This is a genomic window from Acinetobacter sp. SWAC5, from assembly GCF_003419885.1.
Taxonomy (GTDB): Bacteria; Pseudomonadota; Gammaproteobacteria; order Pseudomonadales; family Moraxellaceae; genus Acinetobacter; species Acinetobacter cumulans.
Genome location: NZ_QUWR01000015.1, coordinates 92,327 through 118,542, shown reverse-complemented (window position 1 = coordinate 118,542; position 26,216 = coordinate 92,327). Strand labels below are relative to the sequence as shown.

Genomic DNA, 26,216 nt, shown 5'->3' with positions numbered 1-26,216 from the left:
GGAGAGCGATTTAAACGCAAAGCGATATAACGTTTGGAAAAACCTTCACGTAACAAGGTATAAATCTGATATCTTTCTTCTTGAGTAAGATGAGTATAGTTCATGATGCAACTTTGACTTTGGTCGGTCGGAAGCATAATGCTAACTCATCTTGCTTTCTTCCAATACATTAATCTCTGTTGCACTTCATTTGAGAATCTAAGTATTTTTAAACCATTAAGGAATATGGCTATAACGCATATATTTTAAAATAAGGCCTTTGCGATATCTTAATTTACGGTCATCGCGGTGATCTTGATAATATTTAGGATTGGGCAAGATCGCTGCTAAAAATGCAGCTTGTTCACGGCTCAAGCTTCTTGAGCTTTTACCAAAGTAATGTTGCGTTGCCGCTTCCACCCCATAAATATGATCGCCAAACTCTACCGAGTTCAGATAAACCTCTAAAATCCGTTCTTTAGACCACATACGTTCCATCATCCACGTTGCAACCGCTTCTTGGCCCTTACGCATAAAAGAACGCTTATTATATAAAAATAGGTTTTTCGCTAATTGCTGTGAAATGGTTGAACCGCCAGCAACCACCTTGCCTTTGTCTTTATTACGCTCCATGGCAAACTGCATACCCGCCCAGTCAAAACCATTATGCTGTAAAAATTTACCATCTTCGGCAGCCACAACTGCGTGTTTCATATAATCACTAATTTGATCGTAATCACGCCATTCGTGCTGAATGGGTTTAGACTGAGTTGACCAATAATCCAAACGCATCATCATGGTGGTGTCGACTGGATTTGTACGCCACCAGACTAAACTTGAAAAGATCCAAAGCTGAATCAATAGCACCACACTGACTAGAATTAACAAAGATCGGACAATAAAGGCTTTCATGTCAGTTTGTTGCTCCTGAATCTCACTATTTTCGTGTTAAGCTTATTTTTAAACGAATAATCACAGCAAAAGAATAGCATGCCTGAATACGCGCCCCCTAAAATCCACCGCAACAAAACCAACCTTCAACTGTGGTGGTTTACTGCACTGCTGATTGCCATTAATGTCGGTTTATTTGCTTGGCAAGTTTTACATGGCATAGATATTACGAGCCCAAGTACAGCGGATGCTATTCGTTGGGGTGCTGATTATGCACCTTTAAGTTATTTAGCGGAACCCATCCGCTTATTTACCAGCATGTTTTTTCATTTTGGCCTGATTCATCTCGCACTCAATATGTGGGCATTGTATATCTTTGGCAATATTGCAGAACAAATGTTAGGACGTTATTACTATATTGGCCTATATATGCTGGCTGGCCTAAGTGGTTCATTGCTCAGTGGCTATGTGGCAATTCAGGATTCTTATGAGTTGTTGCAAATTGGCACAGCCAATCCAAGTTTACTCCCCAGTGTCGGTGCAGGTGCATCAGGTGCGGTAATGGGGCTAGGTGCTGCATTGACTGTTATTTCATTATTCCCAAACTTACCTAACCAGCGTTTTTTACTGGATAAAAAAACCTTATTAATGGTCATGGGGATTAACTTAGCCATGGGCTTTACCATCAGTGGGATTAATAATGCCGCCCATATTGGTGGCATGCTCATGGGTGGTTTTTTGGCATTGGCATGGTATTGGGGTGAAAAAATTCAACGCCCGCGCCTCATTCAATTGATCGCGCTCATTGCAGGGGGCATGATCTGCTGGGTAGTCTATCAATATTGCCTAATTAAAGTTGCGACCATTGCACCATTTTGGCATGAACTACTGCAATGGATGACGCAATCTATACAACAACCACATGCCTAAAATTACGCTTGTTACAACAAATGCAGCCCAAATGATCATTCACTTGGGCTGCATTTTTATGTACTAAACTCAAATAGATGCTAATACACCTAATTCAGTTCTCTTAAACTTTGAAGTGGTGGAATGTCACTTAAATAACTAAGTCGATAACGCCCGATCAGCATACACACTAGCGTCATACACAGCGGTAAGATCCACCAAATTTCCCAATGAGGCTGTAGCACCAATTCCATTTTATAACTGGCGATTGCACTAATGACTTCTGCAAAAAAGCAGGAAACGACACCCGCAATAAAACCCATGAAGCCAATTTCTAAACTAAGCATGCGTTTCAGCTTTTGCTTAGAGCTTCCAAATGAACGCAACAAAGCGACTTCACGCTTACGTTCATCCATTAACAAGTTTAAACATGCAATAAGCACCAAGATGCCTGAAAGTGCCACCAATAATGCCAAAATACTGATAATTTGAACCAATAAACCGACAATACGTTTTACTTCATCCAGCACCAAACTCACATCAATAAACACCGTATTGGAAAATTGCTGAATCATGTCAATTAACAAAGGCTTCTGCGCTGGTGGTACATAAAAGCTGGCCAAATAGCTACCCGCGTTTGCATCCATCGTTTGTGGTGAAAAGATAAAAAAGAAATTCGGACTAAAGCTTTCCCACTCTACACTGCGCAAGTTAATCACCGTGGCCTGTAATACGCCCTCAGGTAAACTAAAGGTCAGTCGATCACCAATTTGAATGCCAAGCTCTGTTGCTGTTTTTGCTTCTACAGAAACCTGATGCGACTGGCTAAATTGTTTGGCCCCACTCACAATGACATTATCACTTGGAAATGTGCTGGCTTGGGTCAAATTCAACTCACGGCGTAATGAATTATTGTGTTGTACCAATTGCGTGGCAAAAGGTTGATCATTTTTGGCCACCAAACGCCCACGTACATTTGGATATAGCGGTGTCCCTTTCCAGCCATGTTGGTTCAGTTGTTGCTGAAATGCATCTTTCTCAAACGGCGGTAGACCATATACAAATTGGTTTGGCGTACCTACGGGTAATTGTTGTTGCCAGCGCTCCAATAAATCTGTGCGGAGCACGGCCAATACCGTGATTAAACTCAGCCCCAAAGCCAATGCATTAATTTGAAATGCAGTCTGATACGGCGTTCGTACATAAGCAGAAATGCCTAGTTTCAAACGGCGAATAAATTTCAGTAAACCCCAAATCAAGCCATACAGCACAGCACAAAGTACTAAAATAGCCCCCATCACCCATGCTGTGAGCACAAGATTTTCCGTCAATACCACACTAAAAATAATGAGGCTAAGCATGCCTGAAAACAGAACCAATAACATAGACTGCACAGACTTTTCTTGTTGTCGAATCACACGTATAGGTGGCGTGTTGAGGAGTTGCCAAAGCTGAGGCAACACAAAACCTAGTAACACCGTGGCACTAGTCAATAAAGCAATCGGTAATGGTCCCCACAACATGGCAAATGCAGAAAAAGGAACATTCAGCTGTGGAATCAACTGCATCATCAACTGTAATAAGCCGTAGCCAAGCACCACGCCAGCAATACTTCCCAATAACATTGCCACAGCAAAGACCACCAATAACAAGAATAAGTAGGCCTTAAAAATCTGAACCTTAGAAGCCCCCATACAACGCAGTAACGCAATATGATTTTGATTTTGCAAAATATAGCGTTGGCTACTCAGTGCGATGGCAATACCACAAAGCAAAATGGTTAAAATATTGGCCAACTGTAAAAATGTATCTAAATTCGCAATCGGCTTCATTAAGCGCGTATTGCCTTCGCTGGCATTTCTTAAGCGAAGTCCTGCCTGCTGTTCATCTTCAGTTTGTGCGACCTGTGTAGATTGAGTCTTTTGTTGGTTTTTAAACTGCTTAAAGTCTTGCTCATACTGTTGTATGGCCTTCGGCTCCCCCGCCAATAACACGCGGTAATCAATACGGCTGCCCAGTTGAATCGCATTGGTTTTTACTACATCTTGCTGTGCAATCATGACTGTTGGGGAAAAACCACTAAAGCCCAATTCCTGATTCGAATCATGTAAAATTTTGCCACTCACCCGAAATTGGCCGTCCGCAATTGCAATACGATCGCCCAATTTGACCTTGAGCAAATCCATCGCACGTTGGCTCAACCAGACTTCACCTGACTGTAATTGTTGAGCTTTGGGCTCAATCGTCAGTTCACCCCGCAATGGAAAGTTGGTTTGTATGGCTTTTACATTGACCATCACAAACTGCTCATCTGTATGAGCCATCGAGCTAAATACCGTCACTTCAGATTGCTTTAAACCTAGCGCCTGCGCTTGCTCCCGCCATTTTGGAGCAATAGGCTGCGTATCGTTCAGCACCAAATCAGCAGCCAACATTTCAGCCGCTTGTAACGCCACTGCATGTTGTATTTGCTCATTGCTAAACTTGAGTGCCGTAGTGGCACTGATGGCCAAAGTTAAGGCAATAATCAGTAAATAAACCCCAGTGGTTTGAAAGCTCTGACGCAGTAAAGGGCTAAATAATGCATTCATGCTTAGCTCCCCTTTATATGCTCAATGAGCTGGCCATCATGCAATTCAAAATGGCGTTGGCATTGCTGTGCTAACTGCTGATCGTGGGTCACCAACACCAAGGTAGTCCCCAACTCACGATTTAGATTAAACAGCAATTGTTCAATCTCTTTGGCTGTTGCTCCATCTAAATTACCTGTCGGTTCATCAGCAAATATAATTTTAGGTTGCCGAATTAATGCGCGTGCAATCGCTACACGCTGTTGCTCACCGCCAGATAAAACCTTGGGTGTTTGAGCCGCTTGTCGAGTCAAACCTACACGCTCTAATAAAGCGAGTGCCTTTTGCTCTGCTGTTGCATAATGAAATTTGGCATCTAAACGTAAAGGCAACATCACATTTTCAAGTGCTGTTAAGTGGGGTAAAAGCTGAAAGGACTGAAAGACAAAACCAATATGTTTAAGGCGAATCACAGCACGTTGTTCTTCATTGAGTGTTTCAACTACTTCTCCACAAACCTGTAAGTGCCCGGAACTGGCCTGATCTAAGGTGGCTAAAATCCCTAATAATGTAGACTTCCCCGAGCCAGAACGCCCTGTAATCGCAACTTGCTCACCTGCATGAATGGCTAAATTTAAATTTTCAAAAATACATAATTCTTTATCTGCAAGTTTTATCTTTTGTGTCAGTTGCTGGGCAGAAATAATTGCCTGTGGCATGATGGATTTATCAGTCGAAGATTGGCTCATAATTTTCCTAATATGCGGGCTTATATGCTAAAACGTGTGCAAGAATTTAAAGTTAAAATCGCTATTGTGCCATGCGCACTACTCTTCAGTTTGAGTATGGTCCCTGTGTACGTACAGGCTAAAACCATTATGATTGTGGGCGATAGTTTAAGTGCAGGCTATGGCATACCCGCACAGCAAGGCTGGGTAAATTTGCTACAAAAGCGCTTAGACCAACAGTATCCGAAACAACATAAAGTGGTCAATGCAAGTGTAAGCGGTGAAACCACTAGTGGCGCATTAGCGCGTTTACCCAAACTGTTGCAAACACACCGTCCAGACCTTGTGGTGATTGAATTAGGTGGCAATGATGGCTTGCGTGGGCAACCACCAAAAATGATTGAAAAAAATTTAGCACAATTGGTGCAAAAGAGTCAGCAAGCCAAAGCCAAGGTGGTGCTGTTTGGCATGAAGATTCCACCGAACTATGGCACAGCCTATAGCAAGGCATTTGAAAATAATTACAAGACTGTGAGTCAGCAATACAAGGTTCAACTGTTGCCTTTCTTTTTAGAAGGCGTTGCGGGCAATAAAAACTTGATCCAAAGTGACCAGATTCATCCAAATGCCAAAGCACAGCCTCTGCTACTGAATAATGCCTATCCCTATATCAAGCGCCATTTATAGCAAAACTGAGGCATGAAAAAGGCGCTAAACATAGCGCCTTTTGTTTTTATGCAGTATCTATCAACTATTAAAAGTCGTAGAAACTTACTTTACCAGTTTCGAGTGAGTACTCTGCACCCACTACTTTTAATTTACCTTGCGCAATTAAGCTTTCAAGTACTGCCGAGCCATGACGCAACTGATTTACTGAAGCAAATACATTTGAACGCACCGCATGCACAGACAATTTATCCAAATCATCTTTTAATTCAGTTTGCAGTAAAATTTCTACAGATGGGCGTACACGGTTCACAATCGACATTAAATTCGCTGATGGTGGTGTTGCTGGATTCATCAATGCTTCAATAGTGGAATGAATTGCGCCGCAGTGGGTGTGACCTAATACAATGACCAATGGACAGCCAAAGCTATCGGCTGCAAATTCCACACTACCCACCTGAGATGGTGCAACAATATTCCCTGCAACACGAATAACAAACAAATCACCTAGACCTTGGTCAAAAACCATTTCGGCAGGTACGCGTGAATCTGAACAGCCCAAAATAATTGCAAACGGCTCTTGGCTTTCTGCCATCGCTGCACGCTCTTGATGCGTCAAAAGCTTAAGGTGTTGTGTTTGACCACTGACAAAACGTTCATTGCCCTTTTTTAAACGTTCTAAAGCTTCTTCTGCTGTTAGCATGTTCTTCTCCCCTGATTTGAAGTTAACATATTTTATGCTTGCCTATTTTGAATGTCACTTGCAAAAAGCAATAGTGCGTAATTTTTTTATAATATTTTGTTACATTTATCACTTATTTCAATCTCACACTCCTATGCACAAGCACTTTCTGCTTGCAATCAATCATGCAAGAGCTATGCCTATTCAAATGAATAGCATCGATCTGGACTGAACAACTTCATACATTCTGAGCACAATCAAAGTGAATGAAAGCTCGCCCAAGTCAACAATGTTGTATGCACACCTAAAACAACTATTTTATTTAACTCCATCACATTTTAGGCTGAGTTTTTCACGCCACGTTCACAACAAAATCGTGACTTATAACGCGATTTCATTAAAATAAAAGCATAAGTCATTTCAATTAAAGCATTTTTTGCAATCAATAAATTGATCTACGAATCACGATAATAATTTTTAGCACATTTCTAAGGGGTGAATGTCAATGAAAGGATTGCATTTGACAGCACAAAGGATCCTTCAACTCGCTGGACTGTGTTTGGCGTGTACAACAAGTATCTCAAGTTTAGCTGCTCAAACGACGCAACCAACGTCAACATTTACCACGCCTTATATTTTACAAGACTATTTAAGCCAACAGCGTAAAGCCGCTGGCTTAGTATCGAAGAGCATACAAGTAGGCAACGTAAAGTGGACTTATAACGAGGGAGGTTCTCGAAGTTCACCTTCAATCCTATTGATTCATGGTCTAGCTGGTAACCGCCACAATTGGAATCGTGTGGCACATTATCTTACGCCTTACTATCATGTGATTATTCCAGACTTACCAACCAATGGTGACACTCAAGTTCCTTCCGATTTTGATATTTCTGTCCCCAATGTGACCGAGCAACTGCGTCAATTTGTAATTAAAATTGATGTTGAAAATAAGCTGAATATCGCAGGACATTCATTAGGCGGTTCTATTGCGACTTTATATGCTTCACAATTCCCCTTCGATACTCAAAGTTTATTTTTGATCAACAGTGCAGGCATCTATAAAAAAGCCAATACTATTTATAGCAAAGACCCGTATTTTTTAAAAAACCTCATTGTGAGCAAACCCGGTGATTTAGATGAAGTCAGTCATCAGCTGATGCAGCAACCACCAAATGTACCGTTTAAACTCAAACAAGCCCAAGAGAAAGTCCTTATTGCTCAGTCGCCTCAAACACAAAAAATGATTGAGCAAATCATAACGCTTAATCGAATTTACACACCAGATAGTTTTGCACGCTTGGCGCGTAATGTAGAAGCACCCACCTTAATTTTATGGGGCAAGCAAGACAAGATTATTAATGTCGAAGCGGCAAATGAATTAAAATCCTTATTGAAACGTGCTGAAGCTCCTGTCATTCTTAATAATGTCGGCCACATGCCGATTATTGAGGCTGATCAGGAAGTGGCGAATCACTATTTACCCTTTCTGGCCAGAAGCCAAAAATTTATCAATCCGCTTACGGATAAACTCATTCCTTTAAATTAGGTACACCCAGACAGTATGCAAAAGCACCCTATGATTGAGCAGCTCATTGAAGCTCAACTTAATTTTTTAGATCACACTTTTAGCCAAAGCCCTACTGTCGACACTGAGTTTGTTCATTTTTATCAATGGTTCCGCAAACAGCCACTCCAACAGCTGTGGTCTTTTGAACAGATTCATGGCCTGATTGAAAAGCAAATATTACAAACACCGGCCTCTGGTTTTTTAATCGAACAAATTGCAGAACATATCAAATTTGCGTTGGTGCATCCCATCAATGACAGCACAACAATTGCCGATATTATCCCTGTGCTCACCGTAGATAAAATTGCGCAATATGTCGCAAGTAAAAGTGGACATCGTCAACGCCTGATTAAAACCATGGTGAATAATCCTGCTTTTTCAGCCATGATTAGCCAGCTCATACAGCATTCCATTCAAGACTATCTGGATAACTCAGTACTGGCCAAAAGCGTACCCGGCGTATCACGCTTTATGAAAATGGGTAAATCTGTACTGGAAAATGTCACCGATACAAACTTAGATGATGCAGTTGCCAAGTACTTACAAAAAAATATTCTAAAGCTCAGCCAAATGAGTGAAACTGTATTAAATCAGCACTTTGATGACCATAAGCTCTATCATTTCCAAGCCAATCTTTGGCATAAAATCAAAGCAATGCCTGTGTCTGTACTTAAAAATTATATTGAAGTTCAAGACCTCCCAGCCACTGTAGGCATGGGTGCAGAAATTTGGGATTTTATTCGTCAAAGTGAGTATTTAAAACAACAAGTGCATGATGGTGTGTATGCATGGTATGTGCGTAATGCGGAGCGCCCTTTTGACTTATTGCTGCGCGATTTAAATATTGATGAAGCGCTAATTCAACATGAATTAAGTGCACTGCTACAACCTGTCATACAGCAAATGATCGCTTCAGGTTGGTTACGCGAACGTTCACGCCATTATTTAGAGCAGTTCTATTATGCAGCCGAAACTTTAAAAATTTTAGCCATATCTAAATAAGCAAACAGATAAAATAAAAAAGCCGCTTTAAGCGGCTTTTTTATTGGCAAATTAGAATTTGATATTCATACCAACAGTATATCTACGACCATCCAACACAATGTCGTATTCGCCATTGGTAATTTCTTTATTGGCCAAGTTATAAACCCCAGCTGTTAAGCTCAACTTTTCGCTGGCTTTAAATACTGCACCAGCATCAAATGTACCATAAGCTGGTGTACCACTCGCCATAGACGTACGGCTTAAGTAATCACTGGTTTTACCACGGTAGTTATAATCCATCCATGTATTCCAACGATCTGAAACATCATAATCTAAACCAATGTTAAGCATGTGCTTTGGCATTTTATTTAAAGGCTGACCTTTAAACTCACCGCTTTTTTGCTCAGATTCTGTATAAGTATAGCTTGTGCTCGCACTTAAATTATCCAATAAGTCATAATCTAATGTGAATTCAACACCTTTCATTTCAGCATCAGACACGTTCATCATTTGGCTAACAAAACGGTAAGGTTTACCATTCGCTTCACATTTCCAATCTTCTACAGGTGAACTGTTTGTGGTTCCCGGTGTTTCACATAAGCGGTCTTCAACAATTTTATCTTTAAAGTCTGACTTAAAGACCATTAAGCTGGTATTGAGGCCCAAACTAGGATCTGAAAAATTAAAGCCCAACTCATAGCTTGTGCTCTTTTCTGGAGAAAGGTTTGGATTACCAATAATCACGCCACTGCCTTTACCAGTGCGACTACCAAAACCTTCAGAAATTTGGCTGATGGTTGGCTGTTTATAACCCGTACTTACACCACCTTTTAAAGTCAAAGCATCCGTTAAATGATAAACACCGTAAATTCGCGGGGTAATTTCGCCACCGAAATATTGATCTTTATTGAATCGAGCACCCAGTGTTAAAGCAAAATCATCAGTAATGTTCCACTCATTTTCTGCATACAATGCAAATAACCAACGTTCAAGCGAAGTTACACCAGTAACACTCGCTAAACCATTGGTCGTATCGGTAATTTCTTCTGTTTGATACTGACCACCCACTGTTAAAGTATGGTCGCCCAAGAAGAATGTCCCTTGCGTATTGAATACTTTTAAATCTTCTTGTTTACGATCCGCAACTGCGCCGCTATATACCTTCTTGGTTTTTTCGTCTTGGAAATATGAATCAAGGATAAATGTATCGTAATGTGCCTTGTGGGTTAAGGTATACATTTCTTTTTCATTTTCATTGATAGACGCTTCTGCTGCTGTACCAACACTCTTACCTAAAGTTGTGGTGTATTGCTGTCCACTAAAATCATAGCGTAAGCCAATGTCGTTGTTTTCATCGACACTCCACACCAATTCAGTGCCCAGTTTTTTGACTTTTTTCTCAGATTCACTTGAACCTGATTTTTGTCCTTCGCCACCAATATAATCACTTTCATCATTGCCTTGGAAATTACCATCCAAGCTCAAAGAGAGTTTGTCTTTAATCAGCGGGCCTGTCGCATAAAAACCAACACCGTAGCTGTCATTGGCATAGTCGTTATCTGATTTTGTATATTCGGGAGAGATGCTACCGTGCCAATCGCTTGATGAGGCTTTTTTAGTAATAATATTAATTACACCGCCCATTGCATCTGAACCATACAATGAAGACATTGGGCCGCGTACCACTTCAATACGCTCAATCATGTCGATAGGTGGTAAATATGCGCCAATTTTACCGCCATCTGTACCATTACCATTGACTGTTCGGCCAGCACTTACAGGACGTCCATTCACCAAATACTTGGTATAACTTGCCCCCATACCGCGAATGGTAATTTCTTTATTGTTACCGCCCCCTTGTACCGAAACACCCGGCATATTTTTCACGGCATCAATAACATCGGTATATGATTTTTTTTGTAATTCTTCACCTGTAATCACTGAAATTGAAGCAGGTGCATCGGCAATGTTTTGCTCGAAACCGCCAGCGGTTGTTACAACAATGGTTTCAAGTTTTGTCACATTCTCTTGAACAGCAGAATTTTGCTCATTTGCTTGTAATTGCGCAGTGAATGCTGATGCAACTGCAAATGCTAAAGTTGAACGAATCAATGGCTTATTCATACTCGTATGCCCTTACTTACTATCTATGGATGGTCTTTGATTTTCGGGGCTCAGTGTAACAAAATACAAACGTAATGCAATTATAATTAATAATTATTCTCATTTATAGTTGATAATTCTTATCTCTTACCCTCAAAACATGAATTAACTTACCCGATTAAACAGATTTTAATTAAAAATATGGAGCAAAAAAATAGCCTCTAATTGAGGCTATTTTTTTAATTTCTAAGTGCTTATTTAAAATAAGCGCCTTCAGTATTACTGTGATCTGTTTGATCCACTACACGCATCAATTCTGGGACATGTTGTCTTAAAGTCGTTTCCACGCCTTGTTTTAAAGTTAAATCAATTGATGAACAACCTTGGCAACCACCACCAAATTTAAGCACCGCAGTTAAGCCATGTTCTGCGTCTTCAACCACTTCGACCAAAGCACAGTTACCGCCATGGCCTGCAAGACCTGGGTTAATTTCTGACTGTAAAACATAAGTAATACGTTCTTCTACAGAAGCATCTGGACCTACACGTGGCACTTTAGAGTTTGGCGCACGGAACGTCAGCTGACCACCAAAACGGTCTTTGTTGTAATCAATAACAGCATCTAACAAATATGGAATAGATGGGGTATCAACATAAGCTGCAAAGTCTGGGTAGTCTTGCTTGTAATCTGTAGGCACAATTTCTTCTGGTGCACTGTACGCCATACAGCACTCAGCACGCGGTGTTCCAGGATTTTCCACAAAAACACGTACCGCAATACCTGGCGTATTTTGTTTCGCCAACAAGTCTTTTAAATACTCTTGTGCATTGGGTGTAATTAATAAATTTGGAATCTCTTCTGCAACTACAGTGCTGGTGTTCTCAGTCGACATAACAATATTTCCTCATGCTGAATTATCTATTTTACCTGAAGATGCGGTTCAGTAGAAAAAAATCAACCAAAATTGTCGGAATTATCTTGAAAGTTCACTTTAAAGCCCTTTTTAATGGCATGATGCATCTTAAATAGTCAAAATATAGAACATAATCCTATGCTGGACTTACCCTTTAATCACACGGTCACCATTATTTTAATTACCGTGGTTGTTTCATTTCTTGCCTTTCAAAACGAAAAAATCATGAACCGTCTGATTTTTTGGCCCCCTGCTATTAAGCAAAGCCAATATGACCGCTTTGTGACGCATGGCTTCATACATGCCGATGGTGCACATCTGTTATTTAACATGATCACCTTATTTTTCTTTGGTAGCATTATTGAGCAGTTCTATCGCCAATACTTATTTGAAATGGGCTTTGTGCTGTTCTATATCGGTGGTTTGATTGCAGCAATTATTCCAAGTTATCTCAAGCATAAAAATGATCATCGCTGGGCCAGCTTAGGTGCATCTGGCGCTGTTTCAGCCGTATTATTTGCCTATATTTTATTTCAGCCGTGGAAGCTGATTTTTGTATTTTTTATACCTGTTCCAGCCATTATTTTTGCCGTGCTGTATGTGGCTTATAGCATTTGGTCTGGCAAACGTGGCAACAGCAACATTAACCACAGTGCACATTTGTGGGGAGCTGCCTATGGGGTCCTCATGACCATTATTATTGAGCCAAGGGTCCTTCCTCACTTCTTTAATCAGTTGATGCAATTGCCATTTTAACCACTGAGCCTACTGCATAGATTGAGTAAAAAACCGATATTGGCAACATAAAAAAAGGGATTCTTATGCAGAATCCCTTTTTAGTTCACTGGCTAGTGATTGGTATTAATCACTTCCGCGTAAGAAGGATTAAACATCTGTGTGGACCAAAAGCTCACCATGTTCAAAATGCCAATTGCGCTGATAAGCAGACACAAACTTGGCAATAAATACAGGCGCACGATCAATCGGAGTTTTTTCTTTAAAATGACCTGCATTAATCGCCCAGTCATAACAACTCTGATCCAGTGGATATTCGATTAAAACACCACTTAAATAATTATTTTCAATCCAGTCTTTGGCTTGCAGATAGTTAGAAAATACTGCTGAAGAGAAATTGGATTTTTGTGCACTAAATAAATAGACGCTCGTTAAATCACTCATAATTTTTCCCCTAAGAACGAATTATTCTTTTGATGATTTAATCTACATCTTTTATTTTGTGATGCATATCACACTTTATTATTTTTTTGCTGTCATTTTAGCCAACTTTCGTAACCAATATGACATCAATAGAAAATAATATTGATTACCATTAAAACTAAATAATAATGCTAATTATTTTCATTTAATAATTATTCTGATACATTCATTGAAATTTTTTGGGAATATTCAAGAAGATGATTAAAAAATCATTATTGTATGCTGTGATTTTAGCGCTAACTTCTCCTGTATCCAGCTTAGCTCTTGCTGCACCATTTACGTTAAAAGCCTCAGAACAAAATACGATTGAACTTAAAAATGCGCCACAAAATATTGCTGTCTATGATCTTGCTATACTCGACACCCTGAATGCTTTAGGTATAGACGCAAAAATTGTTCCTGAAACCAGTTTCAGTGGTGATTTAGCCAAATATCAAAATAATCAATTCATTAAAGCTGGTTCTCTATTTGAACCTGATCTAGAAAAGTTAAAAGCAGCCAAGCCTGATCTTATTTTTGTAGGTGGACGTTCAGCAAAAGCGCAGAGCCAACTCCAACAACTGGCGCCTACTGTAAGCTTATCGGCTCAAACTGAGCATTATGTCGCTGACTTAGAACTGCGGACTCAGTTACTGGCAAAAGCATTTAAACGTGAAAAAATTGCCAATGAAAAATTAGCAGAAGTTAAAAAACTACAGGCTGAACTTAAATCTTTAACCCAGAATAAATCTGCGCTAATGCTATTTGTAAATAAAGACAACTACATGCTACATGCAGCCAATGATCGTTTTGGCTTTGTTTATGATTTAACAGGATTTAAATCTGTACTCCCGCTAAGTGAAAAGTCTGATGCACCACGCCCAGAAGCGGGTTCTGCTGCTGCCCTCGCCTTGACAGAAAAGAATGCTCAATTGCTTAAAAAAGCTGTCGAAGCACAACCTGATTACATCATTTTATTAGACCGTGGTGCAGTCAATACACAACAGTACACAGCAAAAGATAGTATTAAAACGCACCCCGTTTTAAGCCAATCCGATGCGGTGAAAAACAATCAGGTCATTAATGTAAATGCTGATTCATGGTATTTAACTGGTGCAGGCTTAGACAATACGATTGCAATGCTCAAAGAGCTGAAACGAGCCATTCAACCTTAAACGTAGTCAAACCGCTTGAAATCAAAAGGGAAGTTTATACTTCCCTTTTTTCATGAAATATCTCGAAATATTTTTCTACAAAACATTGGTAGTTTCTGCCAAGACCGAATCGAATTTGGCATAGATAATGTATACAAATGTATATTAACGACAATGTCAGGTGAGATATTTTGCATGTCTAGTTCTTTAGAAGGCCTCCAGTTTCCAATTTCTGCTACACAGCAAAAGCCCAGCACATCCAAAGTCGGGCGTGAAATTATTGCGGAAGCATTGGCCTCGGTCGATCACAACCTGTCACTCAAAGCTACGCAAGAAAAAAACTGGCGTAAACAATATCCAAAATATTTCAAAGCTTTGGTCCAACATGGCATTCTCAATGACCAAGCTCCGCTTCATATTGCGACTTCAGGTTTAAATAAAGCGCATCATAGTTTTGAGTTTTATCGAGATGGTGAAAAGCACTTATTGGTCGATGTGATGTCATTGCCAGCAAAGCCTTTACACACCATTCAATTAAAGGGTGAAAGTGATGCAACACCTGAATGGTATGTACCTTATAAAGGGCAAAACTTACAAGGTGATGCACTTTTAGCACAGCTTCAAAATTGGCAAGATTCAGGTATTGTTGAACCGAGCCATGCCGATGCTTTAAGAGCTTGTGTAGCGCACCCAGAATGGTTCGATCTATCTGACCGTACTGTTGTACTGTTTGGTGCAGCTTCTGAGGCTGGCCCACTTACCTGGCTCTCTAAATGGAAAGCCAATATTGCCGCTGTTGATTTACCTCACCCACGTATTTGGGGCAAAATATTAGACACCGTAAAGCACGGTAATGCCACACTATATGCGCCATGTATAGAAGCACTGTCAGACGAAGCAACCGAAGCAGAGCTTAGAGACAAGCTTGGTGCCAATCTATTGACGCAAACACCTGAAATTGCCCATTGGCTGGCACAAAGCCAACATCAATTAGACTTGGCGGCCATTGCGTATTTAGATGGTGAAAAACACGTTCGCGTATCTATGGCGATGGATGCCATTATGCAATATGTCAGTGTACAAAAGCCCGATACCAGCCTTATGTACATGTGCACACCAACCGATGTCTATGCTGTACCTAAGGAAGTGGTTGAAGCATCACAAAACAAATTCACGCATCGCTCTAAAGCGCAGCAATTGCTGAGCCAAGGGATTTCTACGCTCAGTGCTCAGCACTTTTTCCAAAAGAATTCACACGACTTAATTCTTTCCAGCAATGGTCAATCCTATGGTATTGCTGATTGCTTGGTGGTGGAACAAGGACCAAACTATGCGCTGGCAAAACGTATTCAACAGTGGCGTGCCACATTAGCCCGACATAATGGTCAACGTGTGAGTATCAATATTGCGCCCTCTACAACCACGCATTCAGTGACCAAAAATCCGCTACTAAAAGCCGCATTTAATGGTGCTGAGCTGTTTGATGTAGAAGCCTTTGCCCCTGAAACCACCAATGCCATTATGGCAGCTTTATGGATACACGATCTTCGCAATCCTGAGTCGGTGGCTAACCCAGAACTTAAGTTAGATCACCCACTTGAACTGATGATGAAAGGCGCAAACCACGGTGGTTTATGGCGTGTTGCTTATTTGGCACGTACTGCTCTGCCCTTTGCTGCAGTCTATGGCTTTGCAACAGATAAACTGCCTATCAAATCCATGCTCCGAATGATGAAAAAAGCATAATGCAATGACTCAGTTCTTCACATTTTCTACGGCTTACACAGTCGATGAGAAGGCTTGATTAATTACATATTCAAATGGTTGCTACGCACGTACATGGCCTAGTTTATAAAGCCGAGCCAGAACTTAAGCAGAGCACCTAAACATAAAATAAGCACATAAAAAAACGCTACCGAAGTAGCGTTTTTTTATGCTTTAAATGTACTTAGAACACTTGTAAGAACAGCCAATATAAACCACCAGACAAACAGATTGTCGCTGGTAAAGTGAATATCCATGCTGAAAGAATGGTTTTCACTGTAGCAAAGTTCAGGCCTGATTTGTTGGCAACCATTGTACCTGCAACCGCAGAGTTCAATACGTGAGTGGTTGAAACTGGCATACCAAAACCATCTGCAGCAGCAATTGTGGTCATAGCAACAAGCTCAGCTGACATCCCTTGACCATAAGTCATGTGATGCTTACCAATACGCTCACCCACAGTCACTACAATACGTTTCCAACCCACCATGGTGCCTAGACCAAGTGCCAATGCAACAGCGACTTTCACCCATGTAGGAATGTATTGAAGGAACGAATCTAAGTTATTACGGTATTCTTTGACGTTTTTCGCTTGATCAGCCGTCATTGCTGGAAGCTGTTCTGCTTTATCTAAACGCTTAAATGCCGTAGTATTTAAGTACATGTCGTTACGAATTGTAGAAACTTCAGTTTCTGGAATATCTTTTAGATCGCCATACTGACCCACACGCTCACCTAAGTGATCAGTTAAGCTTGCTAAAGCAGGCACAACTTCAGGGGTAATTTCTTTGGTCTGAATATATTTGGTAATCACATCACGCGCTTTGTCATCTGCAATATCATCATGCTGTGCATAAATCGCAGTCGCTGTTTGTGCAGACAATTGTTCAAATGATTGAATATGCGCTTGGTCTAAATTCTTGTTTAAAGAATAGGCCAAAGGCACACAACCAATCAAAATCAACATGATTAATCCCATGCCTTTTTGACCGTCATTTGAACCATGCGCAAAACTTACGCCTGTACAAGTAAAGATCAAAATTGCACGAATAAGCGGTGGTGGTGGTTTATTGCCTTCAGGTGGCTGGAATAATTCCATTTGTTTCTTAAAGATTTTTTTAACCAATAAGAACAATACCGCAGCAAATGCGAAACCAATTAAAGGAGAAAACAGTAAAGCTTTACCCACTTTAATCACTTGGTCCATGTCTACACCCGATGCACCGCTACCTGCGTGCAGAATGTAGTTCATAATGCCAACGCCTAGAATCGAACCAATTAAAGTATGCGAACTAGAAGCAGGAATCCCCAAGAACCAAGTACCAAGGTTCCAAAGAATGGCCGCGATGAGCATGGCAAAAACCATAGCAAAGCCAGCTCCAGAACCGACATTCATGATCAGCTCTACAGGTAGCAATGCAATAATGCCGTAGGCAACTGCACCACTGGCAACCATTACGCCTAAGAAATTACAAAAACCAGCCCACATCACCGCCACTGGAGCAGACAATGCGTTGGTATAAATTACCGTTGCGACAGCATTCGCTGTGTCGTGAAAACCATTTACAAACTCAAAACCGAGCGCAATAAACAAAGCGGTACCCAATAAAATCATGGAGTAGAGGCTAAGTGCAGGAACATGCGCAAGATCAGCTGTAAGTTGAAAACCAATATAAATTAACGTTGAAATAATTAACGTTAGAAACACCGGCATAAAAAATTTCGGTGTAGGCACATGAACATTCGTCGACTTATTGTTTGTCGACTGGTGTGCTGAATCTACGGGAGTTTGATTAGAATTCATGCAAGCAAGAATGGAGGATTTAAGAATCCCCATATTGTTCAATTAAATTGTGACAATTATATGACAAAGCGGTGTCATATAAAGCAATATTTCATACTTTATTTTTTACAGCTTGCCATCAATTATGCTTATTTGCATTCAAATCAATCATTAATATTCATAGTGTTACAACCATTTCTGTTCATTTATCATTATTAAAACACGCTGTTTTTGCACCGCAAAAGATCATGTTACAAAACATGAAATATAAGCTGTACTTAAGGGTTCTACAGACCAAGGCATAGCATGCTAGAGAGATATGACAACTTGATGAAGTATTTATGACAATCCAATCTTGCTACAGCAACCACTTTGAGGCACGGCGAAATATTCAACAAGCTCAACTTTGCGCTTAATAATTAAACTCAATATCAGAAATAATGAACTGAATTCTGTTAATATATTTGCCGATTTTATATTCCATCGGATTGGGGTTATTTATGTCCACGCTTACCACCCTAAAAGAGCTGCTCGCTCAACGGATTCTGATTATCGACGGTGCAATGGGCACTATGATTCAGCGTCATAAACTCGAAGAAGCTGACTACCGTGGTGAGCGTTTTGCTGACTGGGCATCTGACCTGAAAGGCAACAACGACCTTTTGGTGCTGACTCAGCCTCAAATCATTCAAGGCATTCATGAAGCCTACTTAGATGCTGGTGCAGACATCATTGAAACCAACAGCTTTAACGGCACAAAAGTTTCTATGTCTGATTACCACATGGAAGATTTAGTCACTGAAATCAACCGTGAAGCAGCGCGTATTGCCAAAGCCGCTTGTGAAAAATACTCAACGCCTGAAAAGCCGCGTTTTGTTGCGGGTGTGCTTGGGCCGACTTCGCGCACTTGCTCAATCTCGCCAAATGTAAATGACCCAGCTTTCCGTAACATTACTTTTGATGAGCTGAAAGAAAACTATATTCAAGCTACGCATGCCCTGATTGAAGGCGGTGCGGACATTCTGCTCATCGAAACCGTATTCGATACTTTAAACTGTAAAGCTGCCATTTTTGCAGTGAAAGAAGTGTTTAATCAGCTGGGCTATGAATTGCCATTGATGATTTCAGGCACGATTACCGATGCCTCTGGCCGTACCTTAACCGGTCAAACCGCTGAAGCGTTCTGGAACTCTGTGCGTCATGGTGACTTATTGTCGATTGGCTTTAACTGTGCCCTAGGTGCAGATGCCATGCGTCCACACGTCAAAACGATTGCAGATGTTGCCGATACTTTTGTTTCAGCGCATCCGAACGCTGGCTTGCCAAATGCCTTCGGCGGTTATGATGAAACCCCTGAACAAACTGCAGCCTTCATTAAAGAATTTGCAGAAAGTGGCTTGATTAACATTACTGGCGGCTGCTGCGGTACAACGCCGGATCACATCCGCGCCATTGCCAACGCAGTCAAAGACATTGCGCCACGCCAAGTGCCAGAAACCAAACCTGCTTGCCGTTTAAGCGGTTTAGAGCCGTTCAACATTACAGAAGATTCGCTGTTTGTGAACGTCGGTGAACGTACCAACGTGACAGGTTCTAAAAAATTCCTGCGTTTAATCCGTGAAGAAAATTTTGCCGAAGCGTTAGAAGTTGCGCAGCAGCAAGTTGAAGCTGGCGCGCAGATTATCGACATCAACATGGATGAAGGCATGCTGGATTCAGAAGGCGCAATGGTGCACTTCCTGAATCTAGTAGCATCTGAGCCTGAAATTTCACGTGTGCCAATCATGATTGACTCATCTAAATGGGAAATCATTGAAGCAGGCTTAAAATGCGTACAAGGTAAAGCGGTTGTTAACTCAATTTCCTTGAAAGAAGGCTATGACGAGTTTGTGCATAAAGCGCGTTTGTGCCGTCAGTACGGCGCTGCCGTGATTGTAATGGCCTTTGACGAAAATGGTCAGGCCGATACTGCTGCACGTAAAAAAGAAATTTGCAAACGCTCATACGATGTATTGGTCAATGAAGTGGGCTTCCCTGCTGAAGACATCATTTTTGACCCGAACGTATTCGCAGTCGCAACTGGTATTGAAGAACACAACAACTATGCTGTGGACTTTATTGAAGCGACAGGCTGGATTAAGCAAAACTTGCCACACGCGATGATTTCAGGCGGTGTGTCTAACGTATCGTTCTCATTCCGCGGTAACGAGCCTGTACGTGAAGCGATTCACTCAGTGTTCTTATACCATGCTATTCAGCAAGGCATGACCATGGGTATCGTCAACGCAGGTCAAATGGCGATTTATGATGATATTGATGCTGAACTGAAAGCTGCGGTTGAAGATGTGATCTTGAACCAAAACCAAGGTGAAAGTCAGCACGATGCAACTGAAAAGCTGCTTGAAGTAGCTGAGAAATACCGCGGTCAAGGCGCTGCGCAAAAACAAGTTGAAAACTTGGAATGGCGTGAACTTCCAGTTGAAAAACGTCTTGAGCATGCTTTGGTGAAAGGCATCACGACCTTTATTGATGAAGATACTGAAGAAGCGCGTTTAAAATCAGCTCGTCCGCTAGACGTGATTGAAGGCCCGCTGATGGACGGCATGAACGTGGTTGGCGACTTGTTCGGTTCAGGCAAAATGTTCCTGCCGCAAGTGGTGAAATCTGCACGTGTGATGAAGCAAGCAGTAGCTTGGCTGAATCCGTTCATTGAAGCTGAAAAATCTGGCGGTCAGTCTAAGGGTAAAGTCCTGATGGCGACTGTGAAGGGCGACGTGCACGACATCGGTAAAAACATCGTAGGCGTAGTACTTGGCTGTAATGGTTATGACATTATCGACCTTGGCGTGATGGTGCCTTGCGAGAAGATTCTGCAAACCGCCATTGATGAGAAAGTTGACATCATCGGCTTGTCTGGCCTGATTACTCCGTCACTCGATGAAATGGTGTTTGTTGCTAAAGAAATGCAGCGTAAAGGCTTTAATGTTCCGCTGATGATTGGCGGTGCAACGACTTCTAAAGCGCACACTGCGGTGAAAATTGACCCTCAATATTCAAATGATGCAGTGATTTATGTTGCTGATGCTTCTCGTGCGGTAGGTGTTGCAACAACTTTACTTTCTAAAGAAATGAAACCGAAGTTTGTTGAGGAAACCCGTGCTGAATATGAAAAAGTGCGTGAGCGTATTGCCAACAAACAGCCAAAAGCAGCTAAGCTGACTTATGCTGAATCGGTTGAAAATGGTTTGAAAATTGACTTTGCAGCCAATGCGCCTGTGAAGCCAAACTTCATTGGTACGCAAACGCTGACCAATTATCCATTGGAAACTTTGGTTGAATACTTCGACTGGACGCCGTTCTTTATTTCTTGGAGCTTGGCGGGTAAATTCCCTGCTATTCTGACTGATGAAGTGGTGGGTGAAGCAGCAACTGACTTGTATGAACAAGCGCAGACTATGCTGAAAGATATTATTGACAACAAACGTTTTGATGCGCGTGCGGTCTTTGGTATTTACCCTGCTGCCCGTTCAGGTGCAGACACGGTTCAAGTGTTTGATGAAACTGCGAAAACAGTGACGCATACTTTTGAGCATATCCGTCAGCAGTCTGACAAAGTAACGGGTAAACCAAACTTGTCATTGGCGGACTTTATTGCTCCTGAGCTTGGATATGCAAAACAACGTTTTGCCCAAGCGCAAGAGCGAAACGAAAGTGTAGCTGAGCCAGTTGAGATTCAAGATTACTTGGGCGGTTTCACGGTGTCGATCTTTGGTGCAGAAGAAATGGCGAATGAGTACAAAGCCAAAGGCGACGACTACTCTGCTATTTTGGCGCAATCGTTAGGTGACCGTTTTGCAGAAGCGTTTGCAGAACATTTGCATGAGCGCATTCGTAAAGAGTTCTGGGGCAACCAAGCATCTGAAACTTTAAGCAATGAAGAATTGATTAAAGAGAAGTATGTCGGCATCCGTCCGGCGCCGGGCTACCCTGCTTGCCCTGAGCACTCTGAAAAAGCGCCATTGTTTGACTGGTTAGGTTCTACCGACAAGATTGGTACGCAGTTGACGACGAGCTTTGCAATGTGGCCGCCTTCATCTGTCAGCGGTTTCTATTATGCTAACCCTGAAAGCCAATATTTTAACGTGGGTAAAATCGCAGGCGATCAGCTTGAGGATTATGCGAAACGTAAAGGCTGGACTTTAGATGAAGCGAAGCGTTGGTTAGCGCCTAATTTGGATGATTCGGTTCAATAATTTGCATTAATAAAAGCCCTCACAGTGAGGGCTTTTATTTTTTAATCCCCCTAAATCCCCCTTTTTCAAAGAGGGGCTTTCACGTATTAATTTAATTACGTGACAGCTCCTCCCTTTTTTAAAGGGAGGTTAGGAGGGATTTATGCAATAATATTGCATTAAAATTCTAAAAACTTTGTAATAAACACTTATGGACAACAAAACATTCACTGGAAGTGGGACAACATGGGCTAATGCATGTGTTGGGGATAATGGACAACCTAATTATATAGAATATTCAAAAGGCTATTCTAAAGCGGCTAATCTTCTTTTAAATTACATTTTAAATTCCAAAGGTGAACAAATTGATCATTTGATTTATCCAATCTGTTTTAATATGCGCCATTCTATTGAGCTTAGACTTAAAGGTGCTATTGAAGAAATTAGATTATTAGCTCACATCAAAAAGATTGATTTACCCTGTTTTAATTTGATTACTTCACATGATATTGGGAATATTTGGTCATATTTCAAAATAAATGCAAATTTGCTTGATACCCGTTTTAGAGAGTTAATTGATCGAATTAATGAAACAATATGTGATATAGCAAGTATTGATCCTACAGGACAAACTTTTAGATATCCTAGAAGCAATGATGATCAGACACATTTAGTCGAACAAGGGGTTATCAACTGTTATATTCTCAATACTAGATTCAAAGATTTAGAAGATAATCTAGATGATTTAATTTATTTGATTGATTCATTGATAGATGAATACAAACTTGGGACATTCACAAAAAACCTATCACGCCAACAAATATTTGAGTTAACTACACATCTTCCGCCATACGAACAATGGAGTGATAACTCCTTCAAAGCCATTAAAGAACAACTGACAAAATGTTATAAAATTTCTAATAATGAACTAACTAAAGCCATAAAGCTTATTAAAGATCATTATGAATTAAGTCATAAAATCGGAATCAAAAAACCTCTTGCTTTTTTGAATGATGTCCAAATTTTAGAACTATGTGACATCTGGATAACTTATTTTTCTCCTAACTTTAAAGAAGTGTAGTGATTAAATAAACTACGTGACAACGCCTCCCTTTATTAAAGGGAGGTTGGGAGGGATTCCACATCTAAAATAAGTGTACCCAAAAACAAGCCAATCACTCACCCATTAATCAGAAATACTGCTTTTTTACACTTTTATGTCAGACACCACACCAATTTCCTTATAATAATCACCTTTAGATCTCCCCAAATTCATAACCCATTGGTGCATTAATGAAAAAACTCATGAACAACGCAGAAAACATCGTTGTCCAAATGTGCAAAGGACTTGTACTGGCTCATCCAGAGCTTCAATTTAATGAAGCCTATAAAATCATTTCACGTAAAGAAAAACACCAAAACGTGGCATTGATCAGTGGCGGCGGTAGCGGTCATGAACCTGCACATGCAGGCTTTGTTGGCACAGGTATGTTAGACGCTGCTGTGTGCGGCGACGTATTTGCATCTCCGTCGCAAATTCAGGTCTATAAAGCCTTACAGCAAGTCGCGACTGACAAAGGCGTGCTGATGATCATCAAAAACTATTCTGGCGATATGATGAATTTCCAGAATGGCGCAGCTCTTGCGACTGAAGACGGCATTAAAGTTGACTATGTAAAAGTGGCAGATGACATTGCGGTTAAAGACAGCCTATATACAGTCGGTCGTCGTGGTGTTGCAGGCACAGTATTTGTACATAAGATTGCAGGCGTAGCAGCATCAAAAGGCTTAGAACTTGCAGACGTAAAAGCGATTGCTCAAAAAGCTGCGGACAACGTCATTAGCCTTGGTTTTGCTTATAGCTCATGTACTGTTCCAGCCAAAGGCACGCCAACGTTTATTTTGGCTGATGACGAAATGGAATATGGCGTCGGCATTCACGGTGAACCCGGCATCCGTCGTGAAAAAATCTTGCCATCCAAAAAAATGGCACAGCGCATCGTGGATGACCTGTTCCTTGACCGCCCAGACATGAAAGAAGTTGCAGTCTTGGTCAATGGCTTTGGTAGCACACCGCTGCAAGAGTTGTATGTCTTTAACCATGATGTATGCGAACACCTTGCACGTAAAGGCATCAAAATTTACCGCACATTTGTCGGCAACTATATGACCAGTATCGACATGAATGGTGCATCTGTGTCCTTGCTTGCTGTCGATGATGAATTGAAAACCTACCTCGATGCAGCAGCCAATACCCCTGCATTTAAAATGGATGGTTCAGCAGCACAGCCTTTAACTTTCGCGACCAAAGATACTGCAACCGAAACAGTGGTAAACACCCAAGTTGAAACTCAGCCTGAACATGCAGTGATTAGCAATGAACAATTCACCGTTGAAAACATGCGCTATGTGGTGGATGTCATGTCTGCCTGCATCATTAGAAATGAAGTGCCATTTTGTGAACTAGACGCGCATGCAGGTGACGGCGACTTCGGGATGAGCGTGGCGAAAGGCTTTAAGCAATTAAAACGCGAATGGCAAAGTCTGATTCAAGCGCAGCAGATGGATGAATTCCTGCTCAACTGTTCAATGATCATTATGGAACATTGCGGCGGCGCGTCTGGCCCAATCTGGGGTTCAGCATTCCGTGCAGCAGCGAAATCGATTCAAGGCAAAGCTGTTTTGAATACCGCAGAATTTGCAGAGATGCTGCAAGCAGCAGTCAAAGGCATTCAAACCACAGGTGAACGTTCATTTGGACGTGGCGCAGTGGTCGGTGATAAAACCCTGATTGATGCCTTAGTGCCATGTGCAGATTCTTGGTCTGCCCATACAGATAGATCCTTTAAAGAAAACTTCACATTAGGTGCAAAAGCGGCTGTTCAAGGCGCCGAAAAGACTAAAGAAATTATAGCGCGTATGGGACGTGCGGGAACTGTGGGCGATCGCAGTCTTGGCTATCCAGATGCTGGCGCACATGGTTTAGGCGTGATCTTTACGGATATTGCTGAACATTTGAAATAAGTTTTGAATGTAAAAAAGCCCTAATCACTTTGCAGTTTTTAGGGCTTTTTTTATTGTTCATTGCTTAAATTAGCAATCATCAATATTCAAACGGTATTTGAATAGCTTGCCATTTTTAAAAATAAATTCGATGGAATCATTTGACCCTTCCACACCAGCGTCAATCACGTTTTTATCATCTGTTTCAAAGATATGATTTTTGAATTTTTTCTTAAACGCGGCTTGATCCAAGTTATAAGGAATACGCTGATGATGAAAAATCACGGTATTGTTATCTCTAAAATACACTTCTTGAATCTGTCCGTTGGCAAGCACTGTGTAGCTGCCAAACTTCCATTGGTCTGGGAAATACCTGTCATTGCATTCGTCACGGCCGCCTTTAATCACTTTATTGGGCTTAGCTAACTTTTCAGGCTTCATATACCAATCTTGATAAACTTTGCCTTGAATCACGGGTTGAATACTTTCCGCAGCAACAACGCTTAGCGGCAGCATAGCCAGCAGCACCATTAATTTTATTTTCATACGATTTCTTTATTATTTATCAATTGAAGCGGCATTTTAACCAAGCCAAAGCTAAAATTAAAAGGTCTTTACAGCTTTCTACGAAGCAATTTCAATCTCTATGACATTCAAATGATGCATCATTTCTCGAATCATTACAAAGTAAGCCCATAGCTTAAAATCATGCCCTACTTTGTTCGTATAATATTCTAGTCGCTCCACCCACTCATTAAATGCATGTTCCAGCATATTTCGGTCTATGTGCTTTGCATCATTAAAAAACAGCGTGCTGATTTGTCGCATAGATTCATCAGCAGTTTGTGACTTCCGCTGTTTGCGAAAATCCAGCTTCAGCTGTTCCAGTAGTTCTTCAATCACATAGATCATATTTTCAATCGCCAAAGCATCGATACCGCCAAAACGCACACTTTGCGCAATGATAAAATTCAGACCTTTTGAAATTTCAATTATTTGCCCGTCTACTTCAAATTTCAGCTGTTCATCAGCCAGTGAAAATGCAATCTCTGCTTGCGAATCGCTCATGAGCATATTCCCCTAGCAATCT

At 41.1% G+C, this 26,216-nt stretch carries 20 protein-coding genes; 10 read left to right on the top strand and 10 right to left on the bottom strand.

Going from position 1 to position 26,216, the window contains the following annotated elements; all coding sequences use genetic code 11:
- Positions 1-216: 216 nt before the first annotated feature.
- On the bottom strand, positions 217-891 hold the full coding sequence (gene mtgA, locus DYI81_RS12270; RefSeq protein ID WP_106985754.1) for a monofunctional biosynthetic peptidoglycan transglycosylase: 675 nt from the start codon (positions 889-891) through the stop codon (positions 217-219).
- Between the two features lie 78 nt (positions 892-969).
- Between mtgA and DYI81_RS12265 the strand changes: the two genes are divergently transcribed.
- Positions 970-1,800: a rhomboid family intramembrane serine protease gene (locus tag DYI81_RS12265; RefSeq protein WP_106985755.1), complete on the top strand. Its 831-nt coding sequence runs from the start codon at positions 970-972 to the stop codon at positions 1,798-1,800.
- Between the two features lie 89 nt (positions 1,801-1,889).
- Here DYI81_RS12265 and DYI81_RS12260 read toward each other — a convergent pair whose 3' ends face one another.
- Both DYI81_RS12260 and DYI81_RS12255 read right to left on the bottom strand, forming a co-directional pair.
- Positions 1,890-4,370, bottom strand: coding sequence for an FtsX-like permease family protein (locus DYI81_RS12260; RefSeq protein WP_117007667.1), 2,481 nt, complete (start codon positions 4,368-4,370; stop codon positions 1,890-1,892).
- A gap of 2 nt (positions 4,371-4,372) precedes the next feature.
- The gene (locus DYI81_RS12255) at positions 4,373-5,098 is read right to left on the bottom strand and encodes an ABC transporter ATP-binding protein (RefSeq protein ID WP_106985757.1); all 726 of its coding nucleotides are present in this window, start codon (positions 5,096-5,098) and stop codon (positions 4,373-4,375) included.
- A 24-nt stretch (positions 5,099-5,122) separates the two neighbouring features.
- On the opposite strand from DYI81_RS12255, the gene DYI81_RS12250 reads away from it, so the two are divergent.
- Positions 5,123-5,764: an arylesterase gene (locus DYI81_RS12250; protein ID WP_117007666.1), complete on the top strand. Its 642-nt coding sequence runs from the start codon at positions 5,123-5,125 to the stop codon at positions 5,762-5,764.
- 67 nt (positions 5,765-5,831) lie between these two features.
- On the opposite strand, the gene DYI81_RS12245 is transcribed toward DYI81_RS12250, so the two are convergent.
- Positions 5,832-6,446, bottom strand: a complete 615-nt coding sequence (locus DYI81_RS12245) for a carbonic anhydrase (RefSeq protein ID WP_117007665.1) — start codon at positions 6,444-6,446, stop codon at positions 5,832-5,834.
- 484 nt (positions 6,447-6,930) lie between these two features.
- On the opposite strand from DYI81_RS12245, the gene DYI81_RS12240 reads away from it, so the two are divergent.
- Complete coding sequence (locus tag DYI81_RS12240) at positions 6,931-7,971, top strand: alpha/beta hydrolase (protein WP_117007664.1); 1,041 nt, start codon at positions 6,931-6,933, stop codon at positions 7,969-7,971.
- 15 nt (positions 7,972-7,986) lie between these two features.
- Positions 7,987-8,994 carry a hypothetical protein gene (locus DYI81_RS12235; RefSeq protein ID WP_117007663.1) on the top strand — a complete coding sequence of 336 codons (1,008 nt, stop codon included), beginning with the start codon at positions 7,987-7,989 and terminating at the stop codon, positions 8,992-8,994.
- 51 nt (positions 8,995-9,045) lie between these two features.
- On the opposite strand, the gene DYI81_RS12230 is transcribed toward DYI81_RS12235, so the two are convergent.
- Positions 9,046-11,100: a TonB-dependent receptor gene (locus tag DYI81_RS12230; RefSeq protein WP_117007662.1), complete on the bottom strand. Its 2,055-nt coding sequence runs from the start codon at positions 11,098-11,100 to the stop codon at positions 9,046-9,048.
- Between the two features lie 233 nt (positions 11,101-11,333).
- The gene (nfuA, locus tag DYI81_RS12225; protein ID WP_106985763.1) at positions 11,334-11,972 is read right to left on the bottom strand and encodes a Fe-S biogenesis protein NfuA; all 639 of its coding nucleotides are present in this window, start codon (positions 11,970-11,972) and stop codon (positions 11,334-11,336) included.
- 159 nt (positions 11,973-12,131) lie between these two features.
- Between nfuA and DYI81_RS12220 the strand changes: the two genes are divergently transcribed.
- Positions 12,132-12,749: a rhomboid family intramembrane serine protease gene (locus DYI81_RS12220; RefSeq protein ID WP_117007661.1), complete on the top strand. Its 618-nt coding sequence runs from the start codon at positions 12,132-12,134 to the stop codon at positions 12,747-12,749.
- Positions 12,750-12,878: 129 nt separating this feature from the next.
- On the opposite strand, the gene DYI81_RS12215 is transcribed toward DYI81_RS12220, so the two are convergent.
- Positions 12,879-13,172 (bottom strand): hypothetical protein, encoded by a 294-nt coding sequence (locus DYI81_RS12215; RefSeq protein WP_106985765.1) that lies wholly within the window; start codon positions 13,170-13,172, stop codon positions 12,879-12,881.
- A gap of 236 nt (positions 13,173-13,408) precedes the next feature.
- Here DYI81_RS12215 and DYI81_RS12210 point away from each other — a divergent pair, with 236 nt between their 5' ends.
- Positions 13,409-14,365 carry an ABC transporter substrate-binding protein gene (locus DYI81_RS12210; protein WP_117007660.1) on the top strand — a complete coding sequence of 319 codons (957 nt, stop codon included), beginning with the start codon at positions 13,409-13,411 and terminating at the stop codon, positions 14,363-14,365.
- A gap of 174 nt (positions 14,366-14,539) precedes the next feature.
- Positions 14,540-16,090: a hypothetical protein gene (locus DYI81_RS12205; protein WP_117007659.1), complete on the top strand. Its 1,551-nt coding sequence runs from the start codon at positions 14,540-14,542 to the stop codon at positions 16,088-16,090.
- Between the two features lie 202 nt (positions 16,091-16,292).
- On the opposite strand, the gene DYI81_RS12200 is transcribed toward DYI81_RS12205, so the two are convergent.
- A complete protein-coding gene (locus tag DYI81_RS12200; protein WP_117007658.1) occupies positions 16,293-17,912 on the bottom strand; it encodes an inorganic phosphate transporter in 1,620 nt (539 codons plus the stop codon).
- 479 nt (positions 17,913-18,391) lie between these two features.
- Between DYI81_RS12200 and metH the strand changes: the two genes are divergently transcribed.
- The 3 genes from metH to dhaK all read left to right on the top strand — a co-directional run bounded on the left by metH (position 18,392) and on the right by dhaK (position 25,147).
- Positions 18,392-22,144 (top strand): methionine synthase, encoded by a 3,753-nt coding sequence (gene metH, locus DYI81_RS12195; protein ID WP_117007657.1) that lies wholly within the window; start codon positions 18,392-18,394, stop codon positions 22,142-22,144.
- Positions 22,145-22,334: 190 nt separating this feature from the next.
- Positions 22,335-23,204 carry a hypothetical protein gene (locus DYI81_RS12190; RefSeq protein ID WP_117007656.1) on the top strand — a complete coding sequence of 290 codons (870 nt, stop codon included), beginning with the start codon at positions 22,335-22,337 and terminating at the stop codon, positions 23,202-23,204.
- 212 nt (positions 23,205-23,416) lie between these two features.
- Positions 23,417-25,147 (top strand): dihydroxyacetone kinase subunit DhaK, encoded by a 1,731-nt coding sequence (dhaK, locus tag DYI81_RS12185; protein ID WP_117007655.1) that lies wholly within the window; start codon positions 23,417-23,419, stop codon positions 25,145-25,147.
- Between the two features lie 69 nt (positions 25,148-25,216).
- On the opposite strand, the gene DYI81_RS12180 is transcribed toward dhaK, so the two are convergent.
- Positions 25,217-25,642, bottom strand: a complete 426-nt coding sequence (locus DYI81_RS12180) for a hypothetical protein (protein ID WP_147316032.1) — start codon at positions 25,640-25,642, stop codon at positions 25,217-25,219.
- Positions 25,643-25,750: 108 nt separating this feature from the next.
- Entirely contained in the window at positions 25,751-26,194 is a 444-nt protein-coding gene (locus tag DYI81_RS12175) for a hypothetical protein (RefSeq protein WP_117007653.1), read from the bottom strand.
- Positions 26,195-26,216 lie beyond the last annotated feature (22 nt).